Annotated in this window: 16 protein-coding genes; all 16 read left to right on the forward strand. The window is 39.5% G+C overall.

Annotation, left to right across the window (positions count from 1 at the left end):
- Positions 1 to 171 precede the first annotated feature (171 nt).
- Positions 172 to 351: a hypothetical protein gene (locus ACLTOH_RS02955; protein ID WP_412223317.1), complete on the forward strand. Its 180-nt coding sequence runs from the start codon at positions 172 to 174 to the stop codon at positions 349 to 351.
- 114 nt (positions 352 to 465) lie between these two features.
- Positions 466 to 1,779 carry an IS30 family transposase gene (locus tag ACLTOH_RS02960; protein ID WP_262595219.1) on the forward strand — a complete coding sequence of 438 codons (1,314 nt, stop codon included), beginning with the start codon at positions 466 to 468 and terminating at the stop codon, positions 1,777 to 1,779.
- A gap of 495 nt (positions 1,780 to 2,274) precedes the next feature.
- The gene (locus ACLTOH_RS02965; protein ID WP_412223320.1) at positions 2,275 to 2,943 is read left to right on the forward strand and encodes an acyltransferase family protein; all 669 of its coding nucleotides are present in this window, start codon (positions 2,275 to 2,277) and stop codon (positions 2,941 to 2,943) included.
- An 80-nt stretch (positions 2,944 to 3,023) separates the two neighbouring features.
- Positions 3,024 to 3,884 (forward strand): helix-turn-helix domain-containing protein, encoded by an 861-nt coding sequence (locus ACLTOH_RS02970; protein WP_412223393.1) that lies wholly within the window; start codon positions 3,024 to 3,026, stop codon positions 3,882 to 3,884.
- A 116-nt stretch (positions 3,885 to 4,000) separates the two neighbouring features.
- Positions 4,001 to 5,089, forward strand: coding sequence for a GDP-mannose 4,6-dehydratase (gmd, locus tag ACLTOH_RS02975; RefSeq protein ID WP_412223321.1), 1,089 nt, complete (start codon positions 4,001 to 4,003; stop codon positions 5,087 to 5,089).
- Between the two features lie 23 nt (positions 5,090 to 5,112).
- Positions 5,113 to 6,054, forward strand: coding sequence for a GDP-L-fucose synthase family protein (locus ACLTOH_RS02980; RefSeq protein WP_412223394.1), 942 nt, complete (start codon positions 5,113 to 5,115; stop codon positions 6,052 to 6,054).
- A 2-nt stretch (positions 6,055 to 6,056) separates the two neighbouring features.
- Complete coding sequence (locus tag ACLTOH_RS02985) at positions 6,057 to 7,367, forward strand: sugar phosphate nucleotidyltransferase (RefSeq protein WP_412223322.1); 1,311 nt, start codon at positions 6,057 to 6,059, stop codon at positions 7,365 to 7,367.
- Between the two features lie 124 nt (positions 7,368 to 7,491).
- Positions 7,492 to 9,747, forward strand: a complete 2,256-nt coding sequence (locus ACLTOH_RS02990) for a hypothetical protein (RefSeq protein ID WP_412223323.1) — start codon at positions 7,492 to 7,494, stop codon at positions 9,745 to 9,747.
- Between the two features lie 380 nt (positions 9,748 to 10,127).
- Positions 10,128 to 11,072 (forward strand): hypothetical protein, encoded by a 945-nt coding sequence (locus ACLTOH_RS02995; protein WP_412223324.1) that lies wholly within the window; start codon positions 10,128 to 10,130, stop codon positions 11,070 to 11,072.
- Between the two features lie 42 nt (positions 11,073 to 11,114).
- Positions 11,115 to 14,162 carry a hypothetical protein gene (locus ACLTOH_RS03000; protein WP_412223325.1) on the forward strand — a complete coding sequence of 1,016 codons (3,048 nt, stop codon included), beginning with the start codon at positions 11,115 to 11,117 and terminating at the stop codon, positions 14,160 to 14,162.
- Positions 14,163 to 14,180: 18 nt separating this feature from the next.
- Positions 14,181 to 14,909: a hypothetical protein gene (locus ACLTOH_RS03005; protein ID WP_412223327.1), complete on the forward strand. Its 729-nt coding sequence runs from the start codon at positions 14,181 to 14,183 to the stop codon at positions 14,907 to 14,909.
- Positions 14,910 to 15,427: 518 nt separating this feature from the next.
- Positions 15,428 to 16,486, forward strand: coding sequence for a hypothetical protein (locus ACLTOH_RS03010; protein WP_147353745.1), 1,059 nt, complete (start codon positions 15,428 to 15,430; stop codon positions 16,484 to 16,486).
- A gap of 2 nt (positions 16,487 to 16,488) precedes the next feature.
- Entirely contained in the window at positions 16,489 to 17,556 is a 1,068-nt protein-coding gene (locus tag ACLTOH_RS03015) for a hypothetical protein (protein ID WP_118731488.1), read from the forward strand.
- Positions 17,553 to 19,247: a metallophosphoesterase family protein gene (locus ACLTOH_RS03020; protein WP_412223328.1), complete on the forward strand. Its 1,695-nt coding sequence runs from the start codon at positions 17,553 to 17,555 to the stop codon at positions 19,245 to 19,247. Before ACLTOH_RS03015 ends, ACLTOH_RS03020 begins: the two co-directional genes overlap by 4 nt.
- 12 nt (positions 19,248 to 19,259) lie before the next feature.
- Positions 19,260 to 19,889 (forward strand): FAD-dependent thymidylate synthase, encoded by a 630-nt coding sequence (gene thyX, locus ACLTOH_RS03025; RefSeq protein WP_118731490.1) that lies wholly within the window; start codon positions 19,260 to 19,262, stop codon positions 19,887 to 19,889.
- Between the two features lie 423 nt (positions 19,890 to 20,312).
- Positions 20,313 to 21,128 (forward strand): hypothetical protein, encoded by an 816-nt coding sequence (locus ACLTOH_RS03030; protein WP_412223329.1) that lies wholly within the window; start codon positions 20,313 to 20,315, stop codon positions 21,126 to 21,128.
- Positions 21,129 to 21,164 lie beyond the last annotated feature (36 nt).

The following is a 21,164-nucleotide window of genomic DNA, read 5'->3' on the forward strand; positions in this document are numbered from 1 at the left end:
ATATCAAAAATTAGTATAATGGTTCCCTAGCTACAATGAAGAAAAATGACAGAGTAATAAGTTATTATGAAGTATATACCATACGGTTTCTATAAGGTTGATATTTTAAGTATTGATTCGTTGCACCATAATATTCACCAGTGGATAGAAATAAAGCGAGAGATTTGATAAATGACAAATGAAAAAGCATGTATAGCAAGTAAAAATATGTCTTTAGATATATTAAGAATTATTGCTGCACTAATGGTCTTAATGGTGCATGTAGGTCAATGGACGGGGCTGAATAAATGGACGGATGTTGGAGCTAAAGGGGTTCCATTATTTTTTATTTTACCTAACTTTTTTATTTAAATTCCACCGCCCGCTTAGGCGGTGGAATTTACTCCCGCACAGTTGATATTTACTCTTTCATATAAAAGTGATAGACTTATCTTTCCTTCTGACAGCAGTTGGAGGAATAAGACTATGAGTAAATATATACCCGGTAATCAGAAACACTTAACTCTGGATGATCGTATTTACATCCAGAATGAGCTTTCCAAAGGTACTTCTTTTAAGGATATCGCACGCTTCCTCTGTAAGGATCCCACTACCATCTCCAAAGAGGTGAAGGCACACCGCCTGTCCGACTGGTATCACAAAGGCACTTTTTACAATGCCAAAAACTTTTGTGTGCACCGTTACCATTGCAAAAAGACAAACGCCTGTGGGAAGATCCTTCTTTGTGGTATCAAGTGTACTTCCTGTCCTACCTGCAACCAGACCTGTCCCGATTTTGAAAAGGAACGCTGCAGCAGGCTCGATAAAGCTCCTTATGTCTGCAATGGCTGTGACAAGCAGATTTCCCACTGTACCATCGCACATAAGTACACTTACAATGCCAGATTTGCTGACCGCAAATATCGGGAATGCCTTAAAGAGTCCCGTTCCGGTATCAGTATGACCAAGCATGAACTTCACCGGAAAGACAGGATCATCAGTCCTCTGATCGAGCAGGGACAGTCTCCTTACCAGATCATTACAAACCATCCGGAACTGGAGCTGTCTGTCCGCAGCGTTTACACCTATCTCGACATGGGAATCCTGACCGCAAGAAACATTGACCTGAAGCGTAAAGTGAAGTTCAAACCACGCAAGATACACAAAACACAGATCTCTGACCGCCGTGTTTTCCAGGGCAGGACTTACACCGATTTCCAGCAGTTGGGACTGTCTTCCTTTGTGGAAATGGATACCGTGCATTCCGCCTCCGGATCGTCAAAAACACTGCTTACTTTCTTTTTTACAAGGGAAAAGCTGTTTCTTGCTTTCCTGATGAACCGTAACACAGAGGGTGCTGTAAGGCTTGTCTTTGACCGGTTGGAAAAGCGCTTTGGTACTTATGATTTTCAGACATTGTTTGAATACATTCTTACCGACAGGGGCTCGGAGTTTGGTAATCCCGAATCTCTGGAAACCGGGTTTACAGGGATCCAGCGTACCAGTATCTATTACTGCGACCCTATGCGCAGCGGGCAGAAAGGCGGTCTGGAGCAGGCGCATACCATGCTCCGGATGATTCTGCCGAAAAAGACAAATTTTGAGTTCCTTACCCAGTGGGATGTCAACCTGATCGTGAGCCATATCAATTCCACACCGAGAGAAAGCCTTCAGGGCAGAACACCTTACGATGTGGCACTGGAAACTCTGGGAGAAGAAACCCTGAAAGCATTTCAGCTCAGGCGGATTGCCCCTGATGAGGTCAATCTGACGCCCAAGCTGATACGCTTCAACCAATAATTCATTGAAAAACCTGCTGTCAGACTGGAAGTAAACTTTTCACATTTTTCGAATGTGGCCGGTGGAATTTAGTCTGACACACTACCTTCCAGTGGCTTGTTTGCCATACAGAAAAACAGAGAATTTCGCCATGAATTACTATGATTATAACAGAAATCCAATATTTTTTCTCTAAAATTATTCGATTTCAAGCAATTTTTAAAGACACGGTGGAATTTACCTGTGCACTGGAATTTAAAATTTCAAGTCAGCATTTTTTATTTTAAGCGGTTATTTAGCTATGGTATCGTGCCATAGAATTTTTAGCATGGATGGCACCGTAAAAGATTACTATATAGGACGTGCAAAGCGTATTTTGCCAATGTATTATTGGGCATTATTTCTTGACTATATTTACAGTATATATATGTATCATAGTCAAGGATTGAGTATACCCGAAATTTTTAATTTCTTTAAAGGCCCTTGTGGAATCAGATATATTAGGTATGTTTTTTTTTGCAATATGTATTACCATCAGATAATTTTGCATGGTGGAATAATAGATTTGCACTATGGTCAATGAGTGCATTTGCTTTTTTTTATATATGTGCGCCTCTGATTTATAAAATATTTAATAAATTTTGGAAAATTTTTGGCGTTACAATTTTTCTTATGTTAGTAAACTCATATATGATTAATATAACTTTTAATATGTTTTCGAAGATAGGAAATGTGAGTGGAGCCGATATGTTGGCAGGCGGGGAGCCAATAAACCAGCTATACATTTTCTTGTTAGGATGTATGGTTTATTTTGTTAAAGATGAGAAGAACAGGTTCGCATTGGGAATGGCATGTTTGGTAGTAGCCGTGCTGACCTCCATGCAATTTTTTGGATATGAATTGATTTTTACTGCATGTTTAATATTTGCATTGGCTTTTCCGATAATAAATATAAATGCAATAGCAAAAAAGATTTTGACATATTTGAGCAAATTTACATTTTGTTTATATTTAGTGCATCCTATTATTATAGAAAATGTTTCAAATTTTGTGATTGGAAAAATGGGATTGCTTTCGTGGAGAGCTTTTTTATTGATTTATATTGTTTGCATTATTTTTTGTGCGATTACATTTGAAATTTATACATATTTACATAAAAATTTATTAAGAAGAAACAATGACTGACTAGTCCGGATGGATATATTAGACTGGTGGCTACGTTATACTGTTATACAGCAATATTAACATTGGTAGATAATGATACTATGAATTATTTTACAGATACAGATTCACCTTCGGTTTCATCCGATCGTGTCATATACACTGCATCTAATTTTGCACGTTCCACGTTGTTATTTTTACAGGAAACAGGAACTCTTTCTGCACTAAGGCCTCATACGTCTTCCCGATCAAATCTGGAGTCTTACTTGTATTTTACGGTAGTATCCGGTAGAGGGAGACTAATCTACGGTGGCATGGAGTACGAACTACGAGCAGGAGACTCTGTCTTTCTGGATTGCGCATTGCCATATGCACATACAACAGACAAGGATTTGTGGACGTTGTCCTGGTGCCATTTTAATGGACCGGAGATGGTACGCATCTATGAAAAGTATAAAGCACGTGGCGGCAGAACTATATTCCGGTCACAAAATAGGGAAACATATATGGAGATATTGCGGAAGCTGAAAACCATTGCCTCTTCGGATTCTTATGTTCGTGATATGGAAATCAATGCATTGCTGTCACAGCTGCTGGTATTACTGATGGAAGACAGCTGGAATCCGGAAGATGATACAGTGAAGGGAAAGCGTGTCCAGGTAATGGATGTGCGGGAGTACATTGACAGTAACTATGCAACGGACATTACGTTGGACGGATTGTCGGCACAATTCTTTATTAACAAAACATACCTGTCAGAGATGTTTAAGGAACAATATGGTGTAAACCTAAAGGATTATCTCGTTTCTGTGAGAATTACGGAAGCAAAAAAATTGTTGCGGTTTACAGATAAGACAACAGAAGAAATTGCAACAATGGTGGGAATAAACGGCGCAGCATATTTTAGCAGAATGTTTAAACGTGTGGAAGGTGTCACACCTACAGAATATAGAGCAATGTGGTGAAAATCCGAAAAAAGTACAAGAGAAACCGAAGAAAATGACTTCGGTTTCTTTTTTTATTATATTATAATCTCTTATATGAACATAAATCGTGAAGTATAGTTTTGGAGGTAGCGTAAATGAAGAGAGCATTAATTACAGGAGTTACAGGGCAGGATGGTTCTTATCTGGCTGAATTATTGTTGGAAAAGGGATATGAAGTATATGGTATGATCCGTCGATCTTCCGTGGATTATAGAGAACGTATTGCGCATTTGGAAGGAACCCCTAATTTCCATTTGAAATTTGGCGATCTGGGAGACTCGATTAGCCTGGTAAAATTAATTGGTGAAGTAAGACCGGATGAAATCTATAATCTGGCAGCACAGTCTCATGTGCAGGTAAGCTTTGATGTGCCGGAATTTACAGCAGATATTGATGCTACGGGCGTATTGAGAGTATTGGAAGCAGTAAGAGTATGTGGACTGGAGAAGACGTGCCGTATTTATCAGGCATCTACTTCAGAACTTTATGGAAAGGTAGAAGAAGTTCCGCAGAGAGAGACGACTCCTTTTCATCCTTACAGTCCGTATGCAGTTGCCAAGCAGTATGGTTATTGGATTGTAAAGGAATACAGAGAAGCTTATAATATGTTCTGTTGTTCCGGTATTTTGTTTAATCATGAGAGTGAGAGGAGAGGCGAGACCTTCGTTACGAGAAAGATAACACTGGCGGCTGCAAGAATCGCACAGGGTAAGCAGGATAAGTTGTACCTGGGCAATCTGGATTCTCTCCGTGACTGGGGATATGCGAAGGACTATGTAGAGTGTATGTGGCTGATCCTTCAGAATGAAAAGCCGGAGGACTTTGTAATCGCCACCGGAGTACAGCATTCTGTTCGTGAATTTGCAACACTTGCATTCCATTATGCAGGCATCGAAGTGGAATGGCAGGGAGAAGGACTGAACGAGAAAGGAATAAATAAGGCCAATGGACGGATTATCGTGGAAGTAAGTCCTGATTTTTACCGTCCGACAGACGTAGTCAATCTTTGGGGAGATCCTACCAAGGCTAAGACCGAATTAGGCTGGAATCCTATGAAGACAAGTTTTGAAGAACTTGTAGAGCTTATGACAAAACACGATATGGAAAAGGTTGCTGTAGAGAGAGCGGAGGAGCATATCCGTACCAATCTGGAAGAATACTTGGAAAAAGGCGTAGTAAAGTAAATTAAGAAGGTAAAAGAAAAATGATGGAAAAAAATGCTAAGATTTATGTTGCTGGTCACAGAGGAATGGTAGGGTCAGCGATTGTACGCGAATTGAATCGTCAGGGATATACGAATATTATTACCCGCACACATCAGGAACTGGATCTGACCCGCCAGGCTGACGTGGAAGAGTTCTTTGCGGCGGAGAAGCCGGAATATGTATTTCTGGCAGCTGCCAAAGTAGGTGGAATTATTGCAAACCAGAATGCACTGGCTGATTTTATGTGGTTTAATATGACATTGGAAATGAATGTTATCAACTCAGCATGGAAGAATGGTTGCAAAAAGCTGGAATTCCTTGGCAGCTCCTGTATCTATCCCCGCATGGCACCACAGCCTATGAAAGAAGATTGCCTGTTGACCTCTGAACTTGAGAAGACAAACGAAGCATATGCGCTGGCTAAGATTTCAGGATTGAAATATTGTGAATTTTTGAATAAACAGTATGGAACCGACTATATCTCTGTTATGCCGACTAACCTGTATGGACCTAATGATAATTATCATCCGACGCATTCTCATGTGTTACCGGCGCTGATCCGCCGTTTCCATGAGGCTAAGGTGGAGGGCAAGACAGAAGTAACCTGTTGGGGAGACGGATCACCGCTTCGTGAATTCTTATATGTAGACGACCTTGCAAATCTGTGCGTCTTTTTGATGAATAACTACAGTGGTAATGAGACGGTGAATGCCGGTACAGGCAAGGAACTGACTATTAAGGAATTAACAGAGCTGGTTGCAAAAGTTGTGGGCTACACCGGAGAAATCAAATGGGATACCACAAAACCGAACGGAACTCCGAGAAAACTGTTAGATGTCAGCAAGGCAGAGAAATTGGGCTGGCATTATATGACAGAACTGGAGGATGGTATCCGGTTGGCTTATGAAGATTTTTTGAATAATCCTATGAGAGCGGAGAGATAAGTATGAACATTGTGTTATTATCCGGCGGATCAGGGAAACGTCTTTGGCCGCTGTCCAATGATATTAGAAGCAAGCAGTTTATCAAGATTTTTAAACAGGAAGATGGATCTTATGAATCCATGGTGCAGAGAGTTTATCATCAGATTAAGAAGGTAGATGCCGAGGCAACGGTTACGATTGCTACAAGCAAGACCCAGGTCTCTGCAATTCATAATCAGTTGGGAGAAGATGTAGGAATTTCTGTAGAGCCTTGCAGAAGAGATACGTTCCCGGCGATTGCATTGGCGACGGCCTACCTGGTAGACATAATGAAAGTGTCTCCGGAGGAGTCGGTCGTAGTATGTCCCGTAGACCCTTACGTGGAAGAGGACTATTTTGAGGCCTTGAAGCAACTGTCGATTCAGGCAGATAAGGGAGAAGCTAATCTGGTATTGATGGGAATCGAACCCACGTATCCCAGTGAAAAATACGGATACATTATTCCGGTATCTTCGGATCAGACTTCAATGGTAGCTACTTTCAAAGAGAAACCGACAATGGAAGTGGCGAAGGAGTATATTGCACAGGGAGCTTTGTGGAATGGTGGAGTATTTGCATACAAATTGAAGTATGTCATGGAGATCGCCCACAAATTGATTGATTTTACGGATTATCACGACCTGTTTGCTAAATATGCGACATTACCAAAGATTTCTTTTGATTATGCGGTAGTTGAGAAAGAAGATAAGATTCAGGTACAGCGCTTCGCCGGACAATGGAAGGATCTCGGTACGTGGAATACTCTGACAGAAGCAATGAAGGATTCGGTTATCGGAAAGGGAGTATTGAATGATAACTGCTCCAACGTGCACATTGTGAATGAGATGGATGTTCCGGTGCTGGCCATGGGACTTCATGATGTAGTAATATCTGCATCCCCGGAGGGAATTTTAGTTTCAGATAAAGAACAGAGCTCATATATCAAACCGTTTGTAGATAAGTTCGAACAGCAGATCATGTTTGCTGAGAAGAGCTGGGGAAGCTTCCGGGTGTTGGACGTGGAAGCAGGATCCATGACAATTAAGGTGACGCTCAATGAGGGACACTCTATGAATTATCATAATCATAAGCACCGCAATGAAGTGTGGATAGTGATCTCCGGTGAGGGGAGAACAGTTATAGATGGCGTAGAGCAGTCCGTGAAAGTGGGTGATGTAGTGACAATGCCCGCAGGATGCTGCCATACAGTTATGGCACAGACCGAACTGAAACTGATCGAGGTACAGATCGGGAAAGATATCAGCGTACAGGATAAAGAAAAGGTTGAGAGATAAATGCAGGCCTCTACCGGGGTTCTGAGAGAAAAGAATGAAAAGAATAAATTACTATTTGGCAATGCTTATTTTTATAGTTGGATTTTTTCTAAATGACACTCTTATATGCCGGGCGGCTGCAGCAGTGCCGGAAGAAAGCAACTTTACGAACTTAATTGTGTTTGTCAGATTTGCAGGAGAAGATGAATTTATCGATAAGGAATATGAGGGGACGAGCGTCCGCAAAATTACCGACAATTCCTACAATACAGCATACTACAATGTAGCAGACTATTTTCAGACAGTATCCTCCGGCAAATTGAGAATGAACAGTGTGTATCTCTTCGATGGAGGAAATTCTTTAACGCTGTCCCACTCACGAGGGTATTATGCGGAGTATAGTGAGGCCAATCAGGAAGGATATCCGGATAAAAGTGAGAAATATAGTCGCATGTATGATCTGAAGGAAGATTGGTCGAATGCAGTTATGGCTGCCATAGACGCAGGTAATCCCATATCCGGTTATGATGGAACAACACAATATAGCTATGAAGATCTTGACAAAAATGGTGATGGAATCATTGATGCGATAACGATCATATATAAGAACACAACGCAGACGAATATTTCCGTACAGTGGGGTGATCCATTATGGGACTATCAGGACTATACCGGTTTAGTAACTATAAATACAGGTGCGAGGACGCTGAATAGTGGGGAATACGCACAGTTGACGAATGGCTATGAGAAGGCTCCCGGAGATTCCAATGGCTATCTGTATAAGGATGCCAATGGAAATGCTATTGTATCATTGGGAAAAGTGGTGCATGAGACAGCTCATATTTTTGGATTAGGGGATTTATATAATCCGAAAAGTCAGTCACCGGTATATTTTATGTCGGTTATGGGAAAACCGTTATCTCCGGTGCCACAGCTTATATCTGTGAAGGAACAGGAAGCTCTTGGCTGGTTAGGAGATGAAAATATCCCCACACTTCGAGCCGATGGAGAGTATACGCTGACGGCTTTGGGAAGCGGGGATAGCTCGGCAATTGTTGGTTATAAAATGGATATTCCGGAGAAGAACAAGACACTTTATCTGGAGTACAGAGATTTTACGGGAAATGGGAATCCATATGATTCACAGACCAAAAAACTGTATAAAGCGGATGACTCGCAAGTCGATGGTATAAATTTGCAATCAGGTCTGGTGTGCTATCTTGTAGATACTGGTACGAGATTCCCCAGCAACATGAATTATTCAGGACCAAAGTGGAATTATGAAGTGCTGGGAGGAACCTATGACACGAAATCGGATGCAGCAGTAACAGTCGATAAAGAAATATGGATTACGGGCCAGATAAGCATTTCCGTCACGGAAATTGAGAATCATGAATTAACATTTCGTATTACCGGAATATCGGGAGAACATGTACATACGGGAGGAGAAGCCACATGTTCTGCAAAAGCAATTTGCACTGTATGTCATCAGGAATATGGTGAATACAATCCGGGAAATCATAAGAATACTGAATTACGTGGTGTAAAAGAAGCGACTAGCACAGAGACCGGGTACACCGGGGATTTATATTGTAAGGACTGCGGAGAGAAATTGCAGACAGGAACTGTCATCCAGAAAATGACACCAAGTATAATCGACGGAAAAGATGCCAGAATTGATGTGACGGCGAATGAATCTGCAGTATTTCGCTCCAATGCAGCTCTTGTGGATTTTGTGCGTGTGGAATTGGATGGGAAAGAGTTAACCCAGGATACAGACTATACAGTGAAAGAAGGAAGCACGATCATCAGCCTGACGCCGCAATTCCTCAAAACATTAACGCCTGGAACACACACTATAGGAATAGTATCGGCCACCGGCACTGCAGAAACAGATTTTACTGTAATAAGCAAGACAACACCGACAGCGTCGCCCAGCCCTACGGCTACCCCGGCTGCGACAGCTACTCCGACGCTGCCCACTCCGGCTGTTGTTCCGACACCGACGCAACAGCCGGCGACAACATCATCTTCATTAGCGTCAACATCAACAAAGGAGCCGACTGGAACAACAGGTTCCTCTTCGCCGGAAAAACCGATGGAGGCAGTAGTGACTACTCCGGTTCTCACAGCTGCTCCGCAGCCAAAGACACCGGCCTTAGTCGTAATGTCGGATGCAGATGCATCACAAACTACATCTGAAACACCGGACCAGACAGTAGAACTTCAGCCGACAGAACTTCCGGAGAGTATGGCGAATGATCCGAAGGAACCCGGACAGACGGAAGAAAAGGAAGAAGCCGGAGAAGAAAATACAGGCTGGATCATCGTCGTGATTGTTCTGGGCGGTGGAGTGATTGCCGGAGCAATAGCATGGATGCTGTGGAAGAAATCTAGGTAGGGGCTGCCGACAATATAGTGTTGAACAGTATCCGGATTGGGACAATGAATGGGAGTGAATGAATATTCTTGTGCGGCTCTGCCGCACAAGAATATTTAAAGACTTTTATTCACACACGCAGCCAAGGTGTAGGATTTGACGCTTACATTCAAACGTATGAAAATATTGACATTCCTCATGCAGTAAATTTTTACTTTTTCAAGTTCTTCAAACAGTAATCTATTACAAATTGCTTTAGCATTACTGCTACCCCCATTTTTCTTTTTTAGTGAAAAATAAAACCTAAAAATAAAATAAATTTAGACAAGATGAGATATAGTGTATTCCCCTGTTCTTACCGATACATATATTACTACAAAAATACAGAAAGAGAAAACAAAATGAATAACAAAAGAATAATAAAGACAACTTCTGCAATAGCCCTGTTACTATCTCTGTCATTAACTGCCTGCGGAACGCAGGACACTCAGCTATTGACAGCAACAGAGGAATCTATGCAGGAGACTGCTACACAGGAAACAGAAGCAAATACTGAGACTGCGACAGACACTGAAAGTCCTTTGGCACAGCGGGATGCCCTGGAGTGGGAGCAGCGTCTGGACTACAGTTCTGAGAGACAGGCGCAGCTGGCAGAGATCACGGTGGATCTGACACAGGATACAGATGAAGTACAGAGTAAGGCGCAGGTACTGTTGGAAGCCATGGCTGGAGGTGACGCAGAGACAGCAGTAGACAGTATTCTGACGGAAGACTGGTATACAGTAATGCTGTCAGATCTTCTGATCGGGCAGAGAAACTATACAGGAGCAGCGGACAACGGTGAGTGGAGAATGACGATTCTGGCGGATGAACTGGGACAGCATTGCACAGCGATTGAGTATCCGCTGGCAGATGGCAGACAATTCTATGTGCAAGTAACGGATCCCGAAATTCGGTATTATGTATGCGCGGCAGAGCGGACAGGCTCTTTTGTCAGTGAAAGCATGAATCTGACGGATGGCACTTACGTAGGATACGAGGGAACTTTGTCTTCGAATAACCGTCCGGAGGGAGCATTTACGGTACATATGGGCACCGCAGACCTGAGTAGCGGAGCAGCAGATGCTTTCCGTAACCGTAGCGCTCAGGCAGTCAGCTACGACGGAGATTTTACTGCGGAAGGAAGGCCCGAGACAGCAACCCCGGAATATCTGAGTAAAGAAGGACAGATGGCATATGCTTCCAGACAGGAAGGGAAAAATATCTATTACCTGACTATGACTGCAGAAGATGGCAATGATGCATTTGCACCGGTCCGGATGGGAATCTCTAATATCTGGGAATAGGCACAGGGATATGTTTTTCAACAGGAGTTATTTATGACACATATGAAAAAAAGTTTATTGAGTATAGCATTATTTGTATGCGGCCTGCTGCTGTGGAAGCCTGTTCAGGCGGAGGCAGCAACACAGGTTGATAATCTGGTACTTATGGTGAATTTCAGCGAGGACGGTGCTAATACCTTCCAGACTAATTTTAGCAGATATCAGGAAATGTACACCGGTCCGGAATCAGAACCGAACCGGTCCTTGAGTCAATATATTTCAACCATATCGGATGGACAGGTGACGGTAAATACCTATTTCCCACAGGTGGTGAATAATGTATTCCTGCCGGTCACCATTCAAGGGTCGGCATCGGACTATCCGGATGCATCCGTTGGTGAGCAATTTGTCCAGCAGGTGATTACAGCGGCACAAAATATGAGTGAACTGTCTTTCCCGTCGAAGCTGGACAGCATGCGTGGTGACGGTTATATCGATAATCTGACGATTATTGTCCAGGTAGACGAGAACAATACCAGTGGTGCGTTTGGTTCCCGCAAAGCGGACTGGGGAGATAACCAGACACTGTTGCATGGCTGGCATGTGGGTGCTTATAATGTTCTTCCGACTAATATGCTTCGATTGGGAACTAATTATGATCAGGGATATGCCTTGGCTTCGCACGAATTTCTGCACACGCTGGGAGCACCGGATCTGTATCGTACTGCGGGAGAGGCTGGGGATCCGGTAGGTCGCTGGTGGGACCTGATGGCAGGACCCAACCTTACTGCAAGTTATCCATTGGCTTATACGCGCAGTGAGCTTAGGTGGATGGATATCGAAACGTTAAAAGAAAGTGGGACATATACCTTGTGGCCGGCGGAAGGAGTATCCGGTAACCGTGCGTATATTCTGAAGACATCCCGCAGCGATTCAGAGTTTTTTGTAGTGGAATACCGGAAAAAGCCGGAAAACAAGCAGGACTATGATTACTACATTCCGGAGAGCGGATTGATCGTCTATCGGGTGAACAATGCGGTTGATTATCATACAAATAAAGAAGGAAATAACTATATTTATGTGTTCCGTAAGGACACAACGGATCCGGCTAAGGCACAAGAGAATGCATTTAAGGCTACAGTGGGCGGACAGTATCGCAGTTCACTGGGAAGCAGTGATCTGAATGCTCATTATACATCGGATACTATTTTTTATTCTGATGGCAGCAACAGTGGAATTGTGATTGACAATGTTGTTACTAAGGAAGACGGCAGCGTATCCTTTGATGTAGAGTTTCCGGTACTTTCGGCCGACAGTTACTGGCTGCCGAAGGGGGAGAGCATCAATGGGCTCTCTTCTCCGGCTATTACCGGGGATACGACAGGAAACAGCCTGTATCTGGCTGGCATTGTGAATGAAAATGGAAAAAATCAGTTGAAAATATATTCTTTGGGGGCTTCCGACAGCAGCTGGAAAGTAATGCAGGCTGCAGCAGATGTTGGCAGGGGATCCCAGGTGGATATTCTGAGTGTGGCTGGCAAGGTCTATGTGGCTTATACGGATGCTTCGGGTTATCTGTGTGTGCTGCAGGTCTCTGCAGAAAATGTGCAGCCGATATACCGCTCTCAGACAGCGATCGATCCTCCGAGAATGGAATTGCTGTATGAGCAGGACATCCTGTGGATAAGCTATGCAGTAGGAAATACGTTAGAGCTGATAAATGTATGGCAGCCGGATGATGGTTCACTTCCGCCATTGACAGTGTCGGGGAACTACATCTCCGGAACTAAACATTTCTTTTATGACAATAAGTGGTATGCGGTTTATTGTGATTATTTTGCACAGGGAACAGATGGTAATGGTTGTATTGCAGTGTTGCAGGATGGATACTGGCAGAAGCTTTATACGATGGATCAACTCGGAAAAGCCAGCTATGTCGATGCATGTGTAGCAGGTGGCAAATTATATCTGGCAGCAGTGAACAATAGCAATGCGACGACAGCAATGCTTACATATGATGGACAGCAATGGGATGAAAACATACTGACGGATATTCAGAGCAGGGATGTTGTAAGACTTGTGGTAAAGGACCGGATACCATATGTCTTCTGGACGTCAGGAAATGAGAAGATACTGCAGGCAGCATATCTGAAGGATGACAGCTGGCAGAAGCTTGCGTCCACTATAGGGACAGATATCGATGGCTTTGACATCTTTTGCGGAGACAATACGTTGTATGCTGTCGGAGCTACAACCAATGGTATTGCTTCTGTGAAGACAATGAAGACGGTGGAAGGAATCCCGGATCCGCCTGTGACAGAGCCTGAAGTGGGAAATGGTAATGTTGTCCTGGCTCTTCCGGCAGGTTATGACAGTAGTGCTAAGATTTATATTGATGGAGTGGAGGCTTCCAGCACAGCGTGGCAGAATGACGAAGCCAGGCGGCTGGTGGCAATAAGCAGCATTGCCCAGTTGGGAACAACGGCGAAAACTGCAGCCGCGTATCAATATAATGCATCCGGTATCCCTACAGGCATGTATGTCTGGAGACTTTCCTATAACGGAAGCTATTATACTGCAACAGCAGTCCCGGAGTTCGAGAATCTGTTTTCCTATCATGGTTTTTCCGTGCGCTATACGGGAAATACCGGTTTGCGGTGTACCTTCGGTATTGATACGGCGAAAAAGTCACAATTGATCAGCGGCTCCGGCTTGGCAGGGTATCGTATCACGGAGATGGGAACGCTGATCATGCGACCGGATCTTCATGCACAATATCCGATGGTCTATGGAAGCAACAAATTGGGAGGCGGAAAAACATACGGTGTAATAAACGGCAAGTTCAGTGATAAAGTGATCCGGAGAGTGAATGGGAGAGACCAGTTCGCAAACGTTCTGACAAAACTTCCTCCGGAACGCTATAATACGTCGTACATCTTCCGGGCCTATGCGGTGATGGAAAAGGATGGCAGCAGTGTGGTGATCTATGGACCGGAGATGTCCCGTAGTATGTATACTGTCTGCAAACAGATCCTGAACCGCGGAGATTTTAAACCGGGAACATCCGGATATAAATTTTTGAAAAATATTGTAGACAGCGTGGAAAAGTAAAGATAGGAGCTATTCTGGATGAAAAGTAAAAATAAGAAAAACACAGTGTGGATAGTATTCACATGCATTTTTGCATTGACAACAGTAGTGTTGGCAATGGCATTGTATCGTTCCCACAGTACTCTGGAAGCTGTGCGGGTACAGCTTGCAGAGGGACAGACCAATACGATAACCGCAGAAACGAATCAGAGCCGGCAACAACTTGCAGGTGCACACAATATGCAGGCGGTTCGTGTTATGAACGGCATACTTCAGCAACAGGATGAAAACGAAAAGTGGGTGGATGTGGCACCTGTAGCGGATCTGCAGCAGGCAGATCCGGTATTGGCAGGAAGAAATAAGATGCAGGAACTGATCACACAGAATCGTGAGGCAGTACAGAATGGAACCGCTGGCGCAGAGCAGATTTCACCTTTGATGGCAAAGCAGGGTATATTGGCAGGGGCAACGCTGGCATCTGCGTCCCAGGTACAGAGTGCTGTCAATAAGACAGCTGCTCAGACAGCAAAACCGCAGACAACCGGCAATAATCCTCCGGCGGTAACGACTCCGGCAGCAACCCCTGCTCCAACGCAACAGCCGGTAATCAATGATAATTCAGACGACGATGATGACGATGATGATTCTTCCGATAGTGGAAGCTCGGATAGCGGAAGCTCCGATAGCGGAAGTTCGGGCGATGACTCCGGTGACTCCTCAGATAGCGGAGACGGTGAGGATATCGGATGGACAGATGAAGTGTTGTAGAAGAGTAATTACCTAATAATTTGGTTGCCGTCGTAAATATATTCCAACTCTATAAAGGTAGGATAAAGCAGGTATAATTAGTGAAAACTGATTATACCTGCTTTTTAGCAGTAAAATTGACTTTGATAAAACGAAGCATGTAGTTACGAATCAAAAGTTCAATTTTTAGGGCTATAGAATAAAAGTGATTGATGAAATCATTTTATTAGACTATTTACTGTGATGCATGGCTTGTCAAAGATTTAGAGATACTGATATAGTCACGGTTGATATAGGCTTGCACTGGATCAGAAATACTGATGAATATATAGAAAATTGAATTGTTCGTGTTAATGTTTTGGATTGCATAAGAGTCCCAATGTATTTAAAAAGATAAAAATCGTCTACTAACTCGATATATCGAAAGACATAGTTCTAAATATCGAAATCCTATTAAAAAGAAATGTGTGATATTATAAAAACATACTTACAATATATCAGTTGAATAAATAGTTAGCCAGAAAGGAGAAACATACGAATTGAGTTATATAAACGATATGCAAAATAATATTAGTAATGTAATAGTATTTGATGAAAAAATATCAACATATGTTTTTTATACAAAGGTGACAAAAACTTTTTATGATATGTATATGTCACAAAGAAATACAGCTCCAATATTAGATTTTCGAAAAACTAAATATATTACACCAGAAGCGATTCCTGTATTATTATCCTTTGGTGACTATTTAAGCCGTCTTTATAAAAGAAAAATTCAGATTGTATACACAAGAGGATCTGAATTACACAATTTTTTTATGGTTAGTAAATTTTATGAGATATCTCAAAAATTAGACATATTTGAGTGGGATGATGTTTCATATGAATGGTATTATAAAGAACTAAGAAAATTGCATAAGATTTCTTATACTAATATTATATATGCAGATGTAGAAAAAATTAAAGAACCTATGCAGAAAAGAGATTTTATTTCTGATTGTTTGCGAGATAGATCTAAGGTAATATACCAAAACGTTCTAAGTGATACAAATAAATTGCCGGAAAATATCATTGGAGCAACAATAGATGCTATTGTAGAAATTGAAACTAATGCAATAATGTACAGTCAATCGCATTCATTTACATATGTTGCATCAGATAGATATGGAACTAAGATTAGTATAGCAGATTCAGGAATAGGTTTTAAAGAATCTTTTTTAAGAAATAAAAGAGAATTAAAAATGGTTAAAAAATTTCAAGGTGTAGAAAAGAAATTCAATAACTATTTAGTAATTATGAGTGCGTTAAACTATTCATTTGAAAAACATATGGAAAGTAAGAGAGATGATTTATGGTCTTTAAGAACTGATATAATAAAGAATAATGGGACATTTAAAATTCAATATGAAAATACGCAAGTTATTTTTTCGTGCAATAGATGTAAAAATTGTACTCAAATTAATGGGAAAAAGGATATTTCAATCTGTGTGCAATGCTTGATGCGACAGTATAGCATAGACACATATTCTCCTATAAAAATATTTAATATAGGATTTCAAGGAGTAAGGGTAGAGGTTTCTATAAATAAGGAGGGATAATAATGCTATATTCATTACTTGCAGATGAAGATATATATTTTATAAATCTACATGCGGAGTGTGCATTACATACATATTCTAGTGAATTTTATCAGTATGATATAATGTTAGATGCGAGAAGGACCAAGGGAATATACTGCAAAAAGGTAAATGCTAATATATTTGAGAACATATATGAATATGATTATGAGGAAAAAGATATATGTATTGATTTTTCCGGTATTGAGGAAATATCAAAAAATAATTTGGTGGGATTTGTCAGTAAGATTAAGAAAAAAATATGTTCAAAAAATCAGATGGTATATTTCTTGAATTTAAGAAAAGAGATTTATGAAGAAACAGGTATGGAAAATTTTTTGCAAATAAACAATGACAATAATGGGAATATATTTGCAAAAATGGGAAATGCTAAGGGTACATATACATATTCACAGCTAATAATGAGAAAAGAAAAAGTTTTTAAAGAAAGACTTGAAAAAATGATACTTGAATCTACCGATGAATGTACAGAAACACAACATCAGCATACGTCAGTTCCAGTGTATTTGTCACATTATATCAACTTAAAAAAGATGGTTGAAGCAAAATCACGTTTATTGAGATTAGCTATATATTATTTAGCGCTTAGTATGATTGATGCGGGGATTATGTCAAATAACCCATTAGATAATAGCAATATTAGTTTTTTTTTCCATACTATAAATGGAGGGTATATTGCAACACAACTTGCAGAATTATTTCATATTGATTTGGTATACTTGGATCATTTGGGACCAATTGAGAGCGTTCATCGAAAACATTTCGAAAAAAGTATACGTGATAATAGAAACTATATTATCGTTTCAGATGTAATATGTTTGGGAGGAGAAGTTGGACGAGCAAGAACTATAATAGAATATTGTGGAGGAAAAATTTTAGGAGAGATTTGTCTTGTCGATATTAAAACGATTAAAAACAGAGACGTAGCTAATAGAATTTCTCTTTATACGGTATCTAATGAGTGCAATAAAATAGGTTATACGATAAAAACGGATTTATGTGATGTGTGTAGAGAAGGAGGAACGAAATGAGTAAAGCAGCAATAGTGTTTATTTCAGATATTCATTATTCTAAAGATAGAGAAAAATCACAGTTCCAAGAAAATGATGAGAATGAATATTATCAGAAGTGGGAAAACTATGTGTTAGGTATTGAAAAATTACAAGATACCAAGGTGAAGTATTTGGTTATCTCAGGAGATTTGGCAGAAAGTGCAAGGAGAAAGGAATATATAGTATTAGAAAAAATATTAAATAGATTTTGTGATAAATTTAGTATTTCAAAGAATAATGTATTACTTATCCCAGGAAATCATGATATTAATAGAAGCGAACTGGAATCGTATTGCGATAAGAATGATATAGATGAGTTAGAAGCGGAAAAGTATTATGAGGTAAAACTTGGAAACTATTTAGAGTTTTATGAAAGATTTAAAGAAAAAAAGAACGTTGACATAAGTAGATCTATTTTAGATACTATCTATATAGAAGAAGAAAACATTTTAATACTGGGGATAAATTCGTTGGCTAAAGAGAGCCATTTGAATCATGTAGGATATGTTGATTTGACTAAGCTGGATAAAGAAATACAAGAATACTTGGGGGACGATAAAAATATTTTTGTTGTAACACATCACAGTTTTACAGACACAAGAGAAAGAGAACTGGCATCTATAAAAAATGTAGATACACTTAGAGATGCACTTGGATTAAAACGAATAAATACGTTTATATATGGGCATCATCATACATCGGAAAGTAAAAAAGATGTGGTTGGTGAGCAAGAGTATGAATTAAGATATATTGAAATAGGAAGTATAGGAAAGATTCTGGAAAATGTAAATGGAGAGTCTTATAATAATAGATTTACAGTGGCTATATGTGAACAAGGGAAGCTTTGTATTCATGATTACAATTATACCGCAGGTGAATGGGAAGAAAGAAATAACCAGAAATACTTAAATGAATTATCTATCGTTCCGAAAGGGAAGACTGAAGAGGTGGATTCAAAGGATTTGCCTAGAGCAAAAGAAGAAAATAGCGATCACGAAAAGATTGATGGCCAGGGAAAATTTCCTGCCGAAAAGGAAATATATTTATGCAATAGAAGTGAATTCCTTTTTGAATATTTAAAGAAAGAGGGAAATTATAAAGAAGGTCATTTTCACTGGAAAAATAAAAACAAGACATTAGGATGGATAAATATAGCATCTTTTTTAGGAAACATCGATATTTTGGAAAAAGCAAAGGAATGTATAATTGAGATTTTTGAGAAAGAAATGGGTGATGTGCAGGTAGTTGTTGGGTATGGAATGGAAGGGAACATTATTGGAAGCAGCTTAGTAGATTACTGGATTGAAAATGATAAAGATTATTATTTTTATCCATCTGTACATAAAGATAATGAGCATATCGATTTAGAAAAGTCGTTATGGAACGAGTATAATGAATATAAAAATGTTTTAATTATATGTGATATGATGCCTTCAATGGAATATTTGGCTGAAATATTAAAGTCAAATACTAAATTAGAAGCATGTTCAAAAATATATGTATTAGCATTATTTACAAATTTTAACTTGTTGAAACAGGAGCAAGAAAATAAAACAAATAAAATAATTAGGAGATACTCATTAGCTAAGTTAAATGTGCCTATATGTGAAAAGGATGAAGAGAACTGCTTAATCTGTAAACAAAATTTGGGAAAAATATATTCATTATAGGAGAATTAAAGTATGAAAATAATTGAACCAGCATTTGAAATCATAGATGAAATAAATGGTGAAGAGTTGTTAAAAAAGATAGAAAAAGCAGGAAGGGTTTGCTATAAAAGTGAGGGAAAAATAACAAAAGATTCTGCTGGAAAATTTATACAAAATATAATTAAAAGTGGCCATGAATCAGTCATTGAACATGAAAAAGTAACGGTTAAAATTATATGTGATCGAGGGGTAAGCCATGAAATAGTCAGACACCGTATTGCAAGTTACAGTCAGGAAAGCACACGGTATTGCAATTATGCAAATGAAAGATTTGGTAAGGAATTAACGTTAATTAAACCATTTTTTTGGGAAGAAGATAGTGATGAATATCGATGTTGGTTAGAAACTATGCAAAAGATAGAAGAGTCTTACAATTATTTAATAGAAAAAGGAGTAAAACCTCAAGAGGCTCGAAGTTTGTTGCCTAATAGTTTAAAGACAGAAATTATTGTTACGATGAATTTAAGGGAATGGAGACATTTCTTTAAGTTAAGGACAACACTGAGAGCGCATCCACAAATGAGAGAAATTGCCTGCGCTTTATTGGACGAATTAAAAAAACAAATCCCCATTGTTTTTGATGATATTACGTACGAAAAATGACATTTTTGATACTGAAACAATTTAGTGAGTAATATCAAAAGTCATAAACATTAAAGCCCAACGTTTGGGGAAAATTCTATAAATATTTAGAAGCCCTATAATAATGAGTGACGGAAGGCTTGTGAATAAGCTTTCCGTCGTGCTTTATATATAATAGCAAAATAATTGTATATCAAGAATGCAGAGCTGTTTACTTGTTATTAGGAAATGAAGTTTACATTAGCAAGTATATTTAAAAGACGTCTTATGGATTTCTATGTTTGATTCATTTGCTGTTTCCCCCATTTTTGTTATTATTAACATTTTGATAAATCGAAGTATATACTATTAGAACGAACAGTAAAAAGAACAGTATAATAAAACTTAAGGGTAAACATTATGAAATACACATAATTCTTCATTTATGGAGGAATAAAGCTTTCTATGAAAAAATTATGGAAAATTATTAAAGAAAACATCACAGTTGTGTTGGCAATGACAACAGCATTTTTAAGTGTAGTTTATGCCGGAATACGGCTTATGATTTATGTATATTGGATGGGATATTTTAAAGAATTAAATATTGATGCTAATGTTATGAATATAAATTATGAAGGAAATCTTTTCCAGGTAATATTTTTAGCAGGCCTTCTTCTGCTATTATTTTATGTATTTGCAATGATGGATGAAGGCTTTAAAAAGTATAGTGAAGCGATAAAGAAAGAACAACAGTCTAAAATCAAAAGAATATTTGCGTGGAGCAAGATGCTGTGGAAGTGTTTCTGGAGAAGTCTTTTTTTATTGTCTATAGCAAACTTACCACTTACATGGGTCATAGGTGTTATGGCCCATATGGATATGATGATACCACAAATGTGTGTGCTGACCATTATGCTCTATATATTCGAAATGATTATGTACTTTATTTTTAAATTACAGAAAAAAGAGGAAAATTCAGGGCTTAAAAGTTGGGAGGATAAGGTGGGGGTTGTGATTTTGTGTGGATGTGTAATCTGTAGTTTTATACTGGCGGGGCTTTACTATAGTGGAAGCCAACAGACTAGAAATCAGCGAGAATTTCGTATGGTAAGCGGGGAGACATATGCGATTACCTATAGTGATCGGGAACACTATGTACTACATAGAAGCGAAATAAACGGAGATGAAATTTTGATTCACAGGAATGAACAAAAGATAATTGGCGTGGAAGACTGTGAGTATAGTGTAGTAAATGTCAAAAAAGTAGAAGTGGTACAATAAGAAAAGAAGATATAGACATAATTATAATATCCGGTT

The sequence above is a fragment of the Waltera sp. genome (genome assembly GCF_046969025.1).
Taxonomy (GTDB): Bacteria; Bacillota; Clostridia; order Lachnospirales; family Lachnospiraceae; genus Acetatifactor; species Acetatifactor acetigignens.

Bases quoted from the DNA above. Each gene is read 5' to 3' on its own strand.
- thyX (WP_118731490.1), top strand. From the start codon at position 19,260: ATGAAAATAATTGAACCAGCATTTGAAATCATAGATGAAATAAATGGT.
- ACLTOH_RS03000 (WP_412223325.1), top strand. From the start codon at position 11,115: ATGAAAAAAAGTTTATTGAGTATAGCATTATTTGTATGCGGCCTGCTG.
- ACLTOH_RS03015 (WP_118731488.1), top strand. From the start codon at position 16,489: ATGCTATATTCATTACTTGCAGATGAAGATATATATTTTATAAATCTA.
- ACLTOH_RS02960 (WP_262595219.1), top strand. From the start codon at position 466: ATGAGTAAATATATACCCGGTAATCAGAAACACTTAACTCTGGATGAT.
- ACLTOH_RS02995 (WP_412223324.1), top strand. From the start codon at position 10,128: ATGAATAACAAAAGAATAATAAAGACAACTTCTGCAATAGCCCTGTTA.
- ACLTOH_RS02955 (WP_412223317.1), top strand. From the start codon at position 172: ATGACAAATGAAAAAGCATGTATAGCAAGTAAAAATATGTCTTTAGAT.
- ACLTOH_RS02985 (WP_412223322.1), top strand. From the start codon at position 6,057: ATGAACATTGTGTTATTATCCGGCGGATCAGGGAAACGTCTTTGGCCG.
- gmd (WP_412223321.1), top strand. From the start codon at position 4,001: ATGAAGAGAGCATTAATTACAGGAGTTACAGGGCAGGATGGTTCTTAT.
- ACLTOH_RS03030 (WP_412223329.1), top strand. From the start codon at position 20,313: ATGAAAAAATTATGGAAAATTATTAAAGAAAACATCACAGTTGTGTTG.
- ACLTOH_RS03020 (WP_412223328.1), top strand. From the start codon at position 17,553: ATGAGTAAAGCAGCAATAGTGTTTATTTCAGATATTCATTATTCTAAA.
- ACLTOH_RS02980 (WP_412223394.1), top strand. From the start codon at position 5,113: ATGGAAAAAAATGCTAAGATTTATGTTGCTGGTCACAGAGGAATGGTA.
- ACLTOH_RS03005 (WP_412223327.1), top strand. From the start codon at position 14,181: ATGAAAAGTAAAAATAAGAAAAACACAGTGTGGATAGTATTCACATGC.
- ACLTOH_RS02970 (WP_412223393.1), top strand. From the start codon at position 3,024: ATGAATTATTTTACAGATACAGATTCACCTTCGGTTTCATCCGATCGT.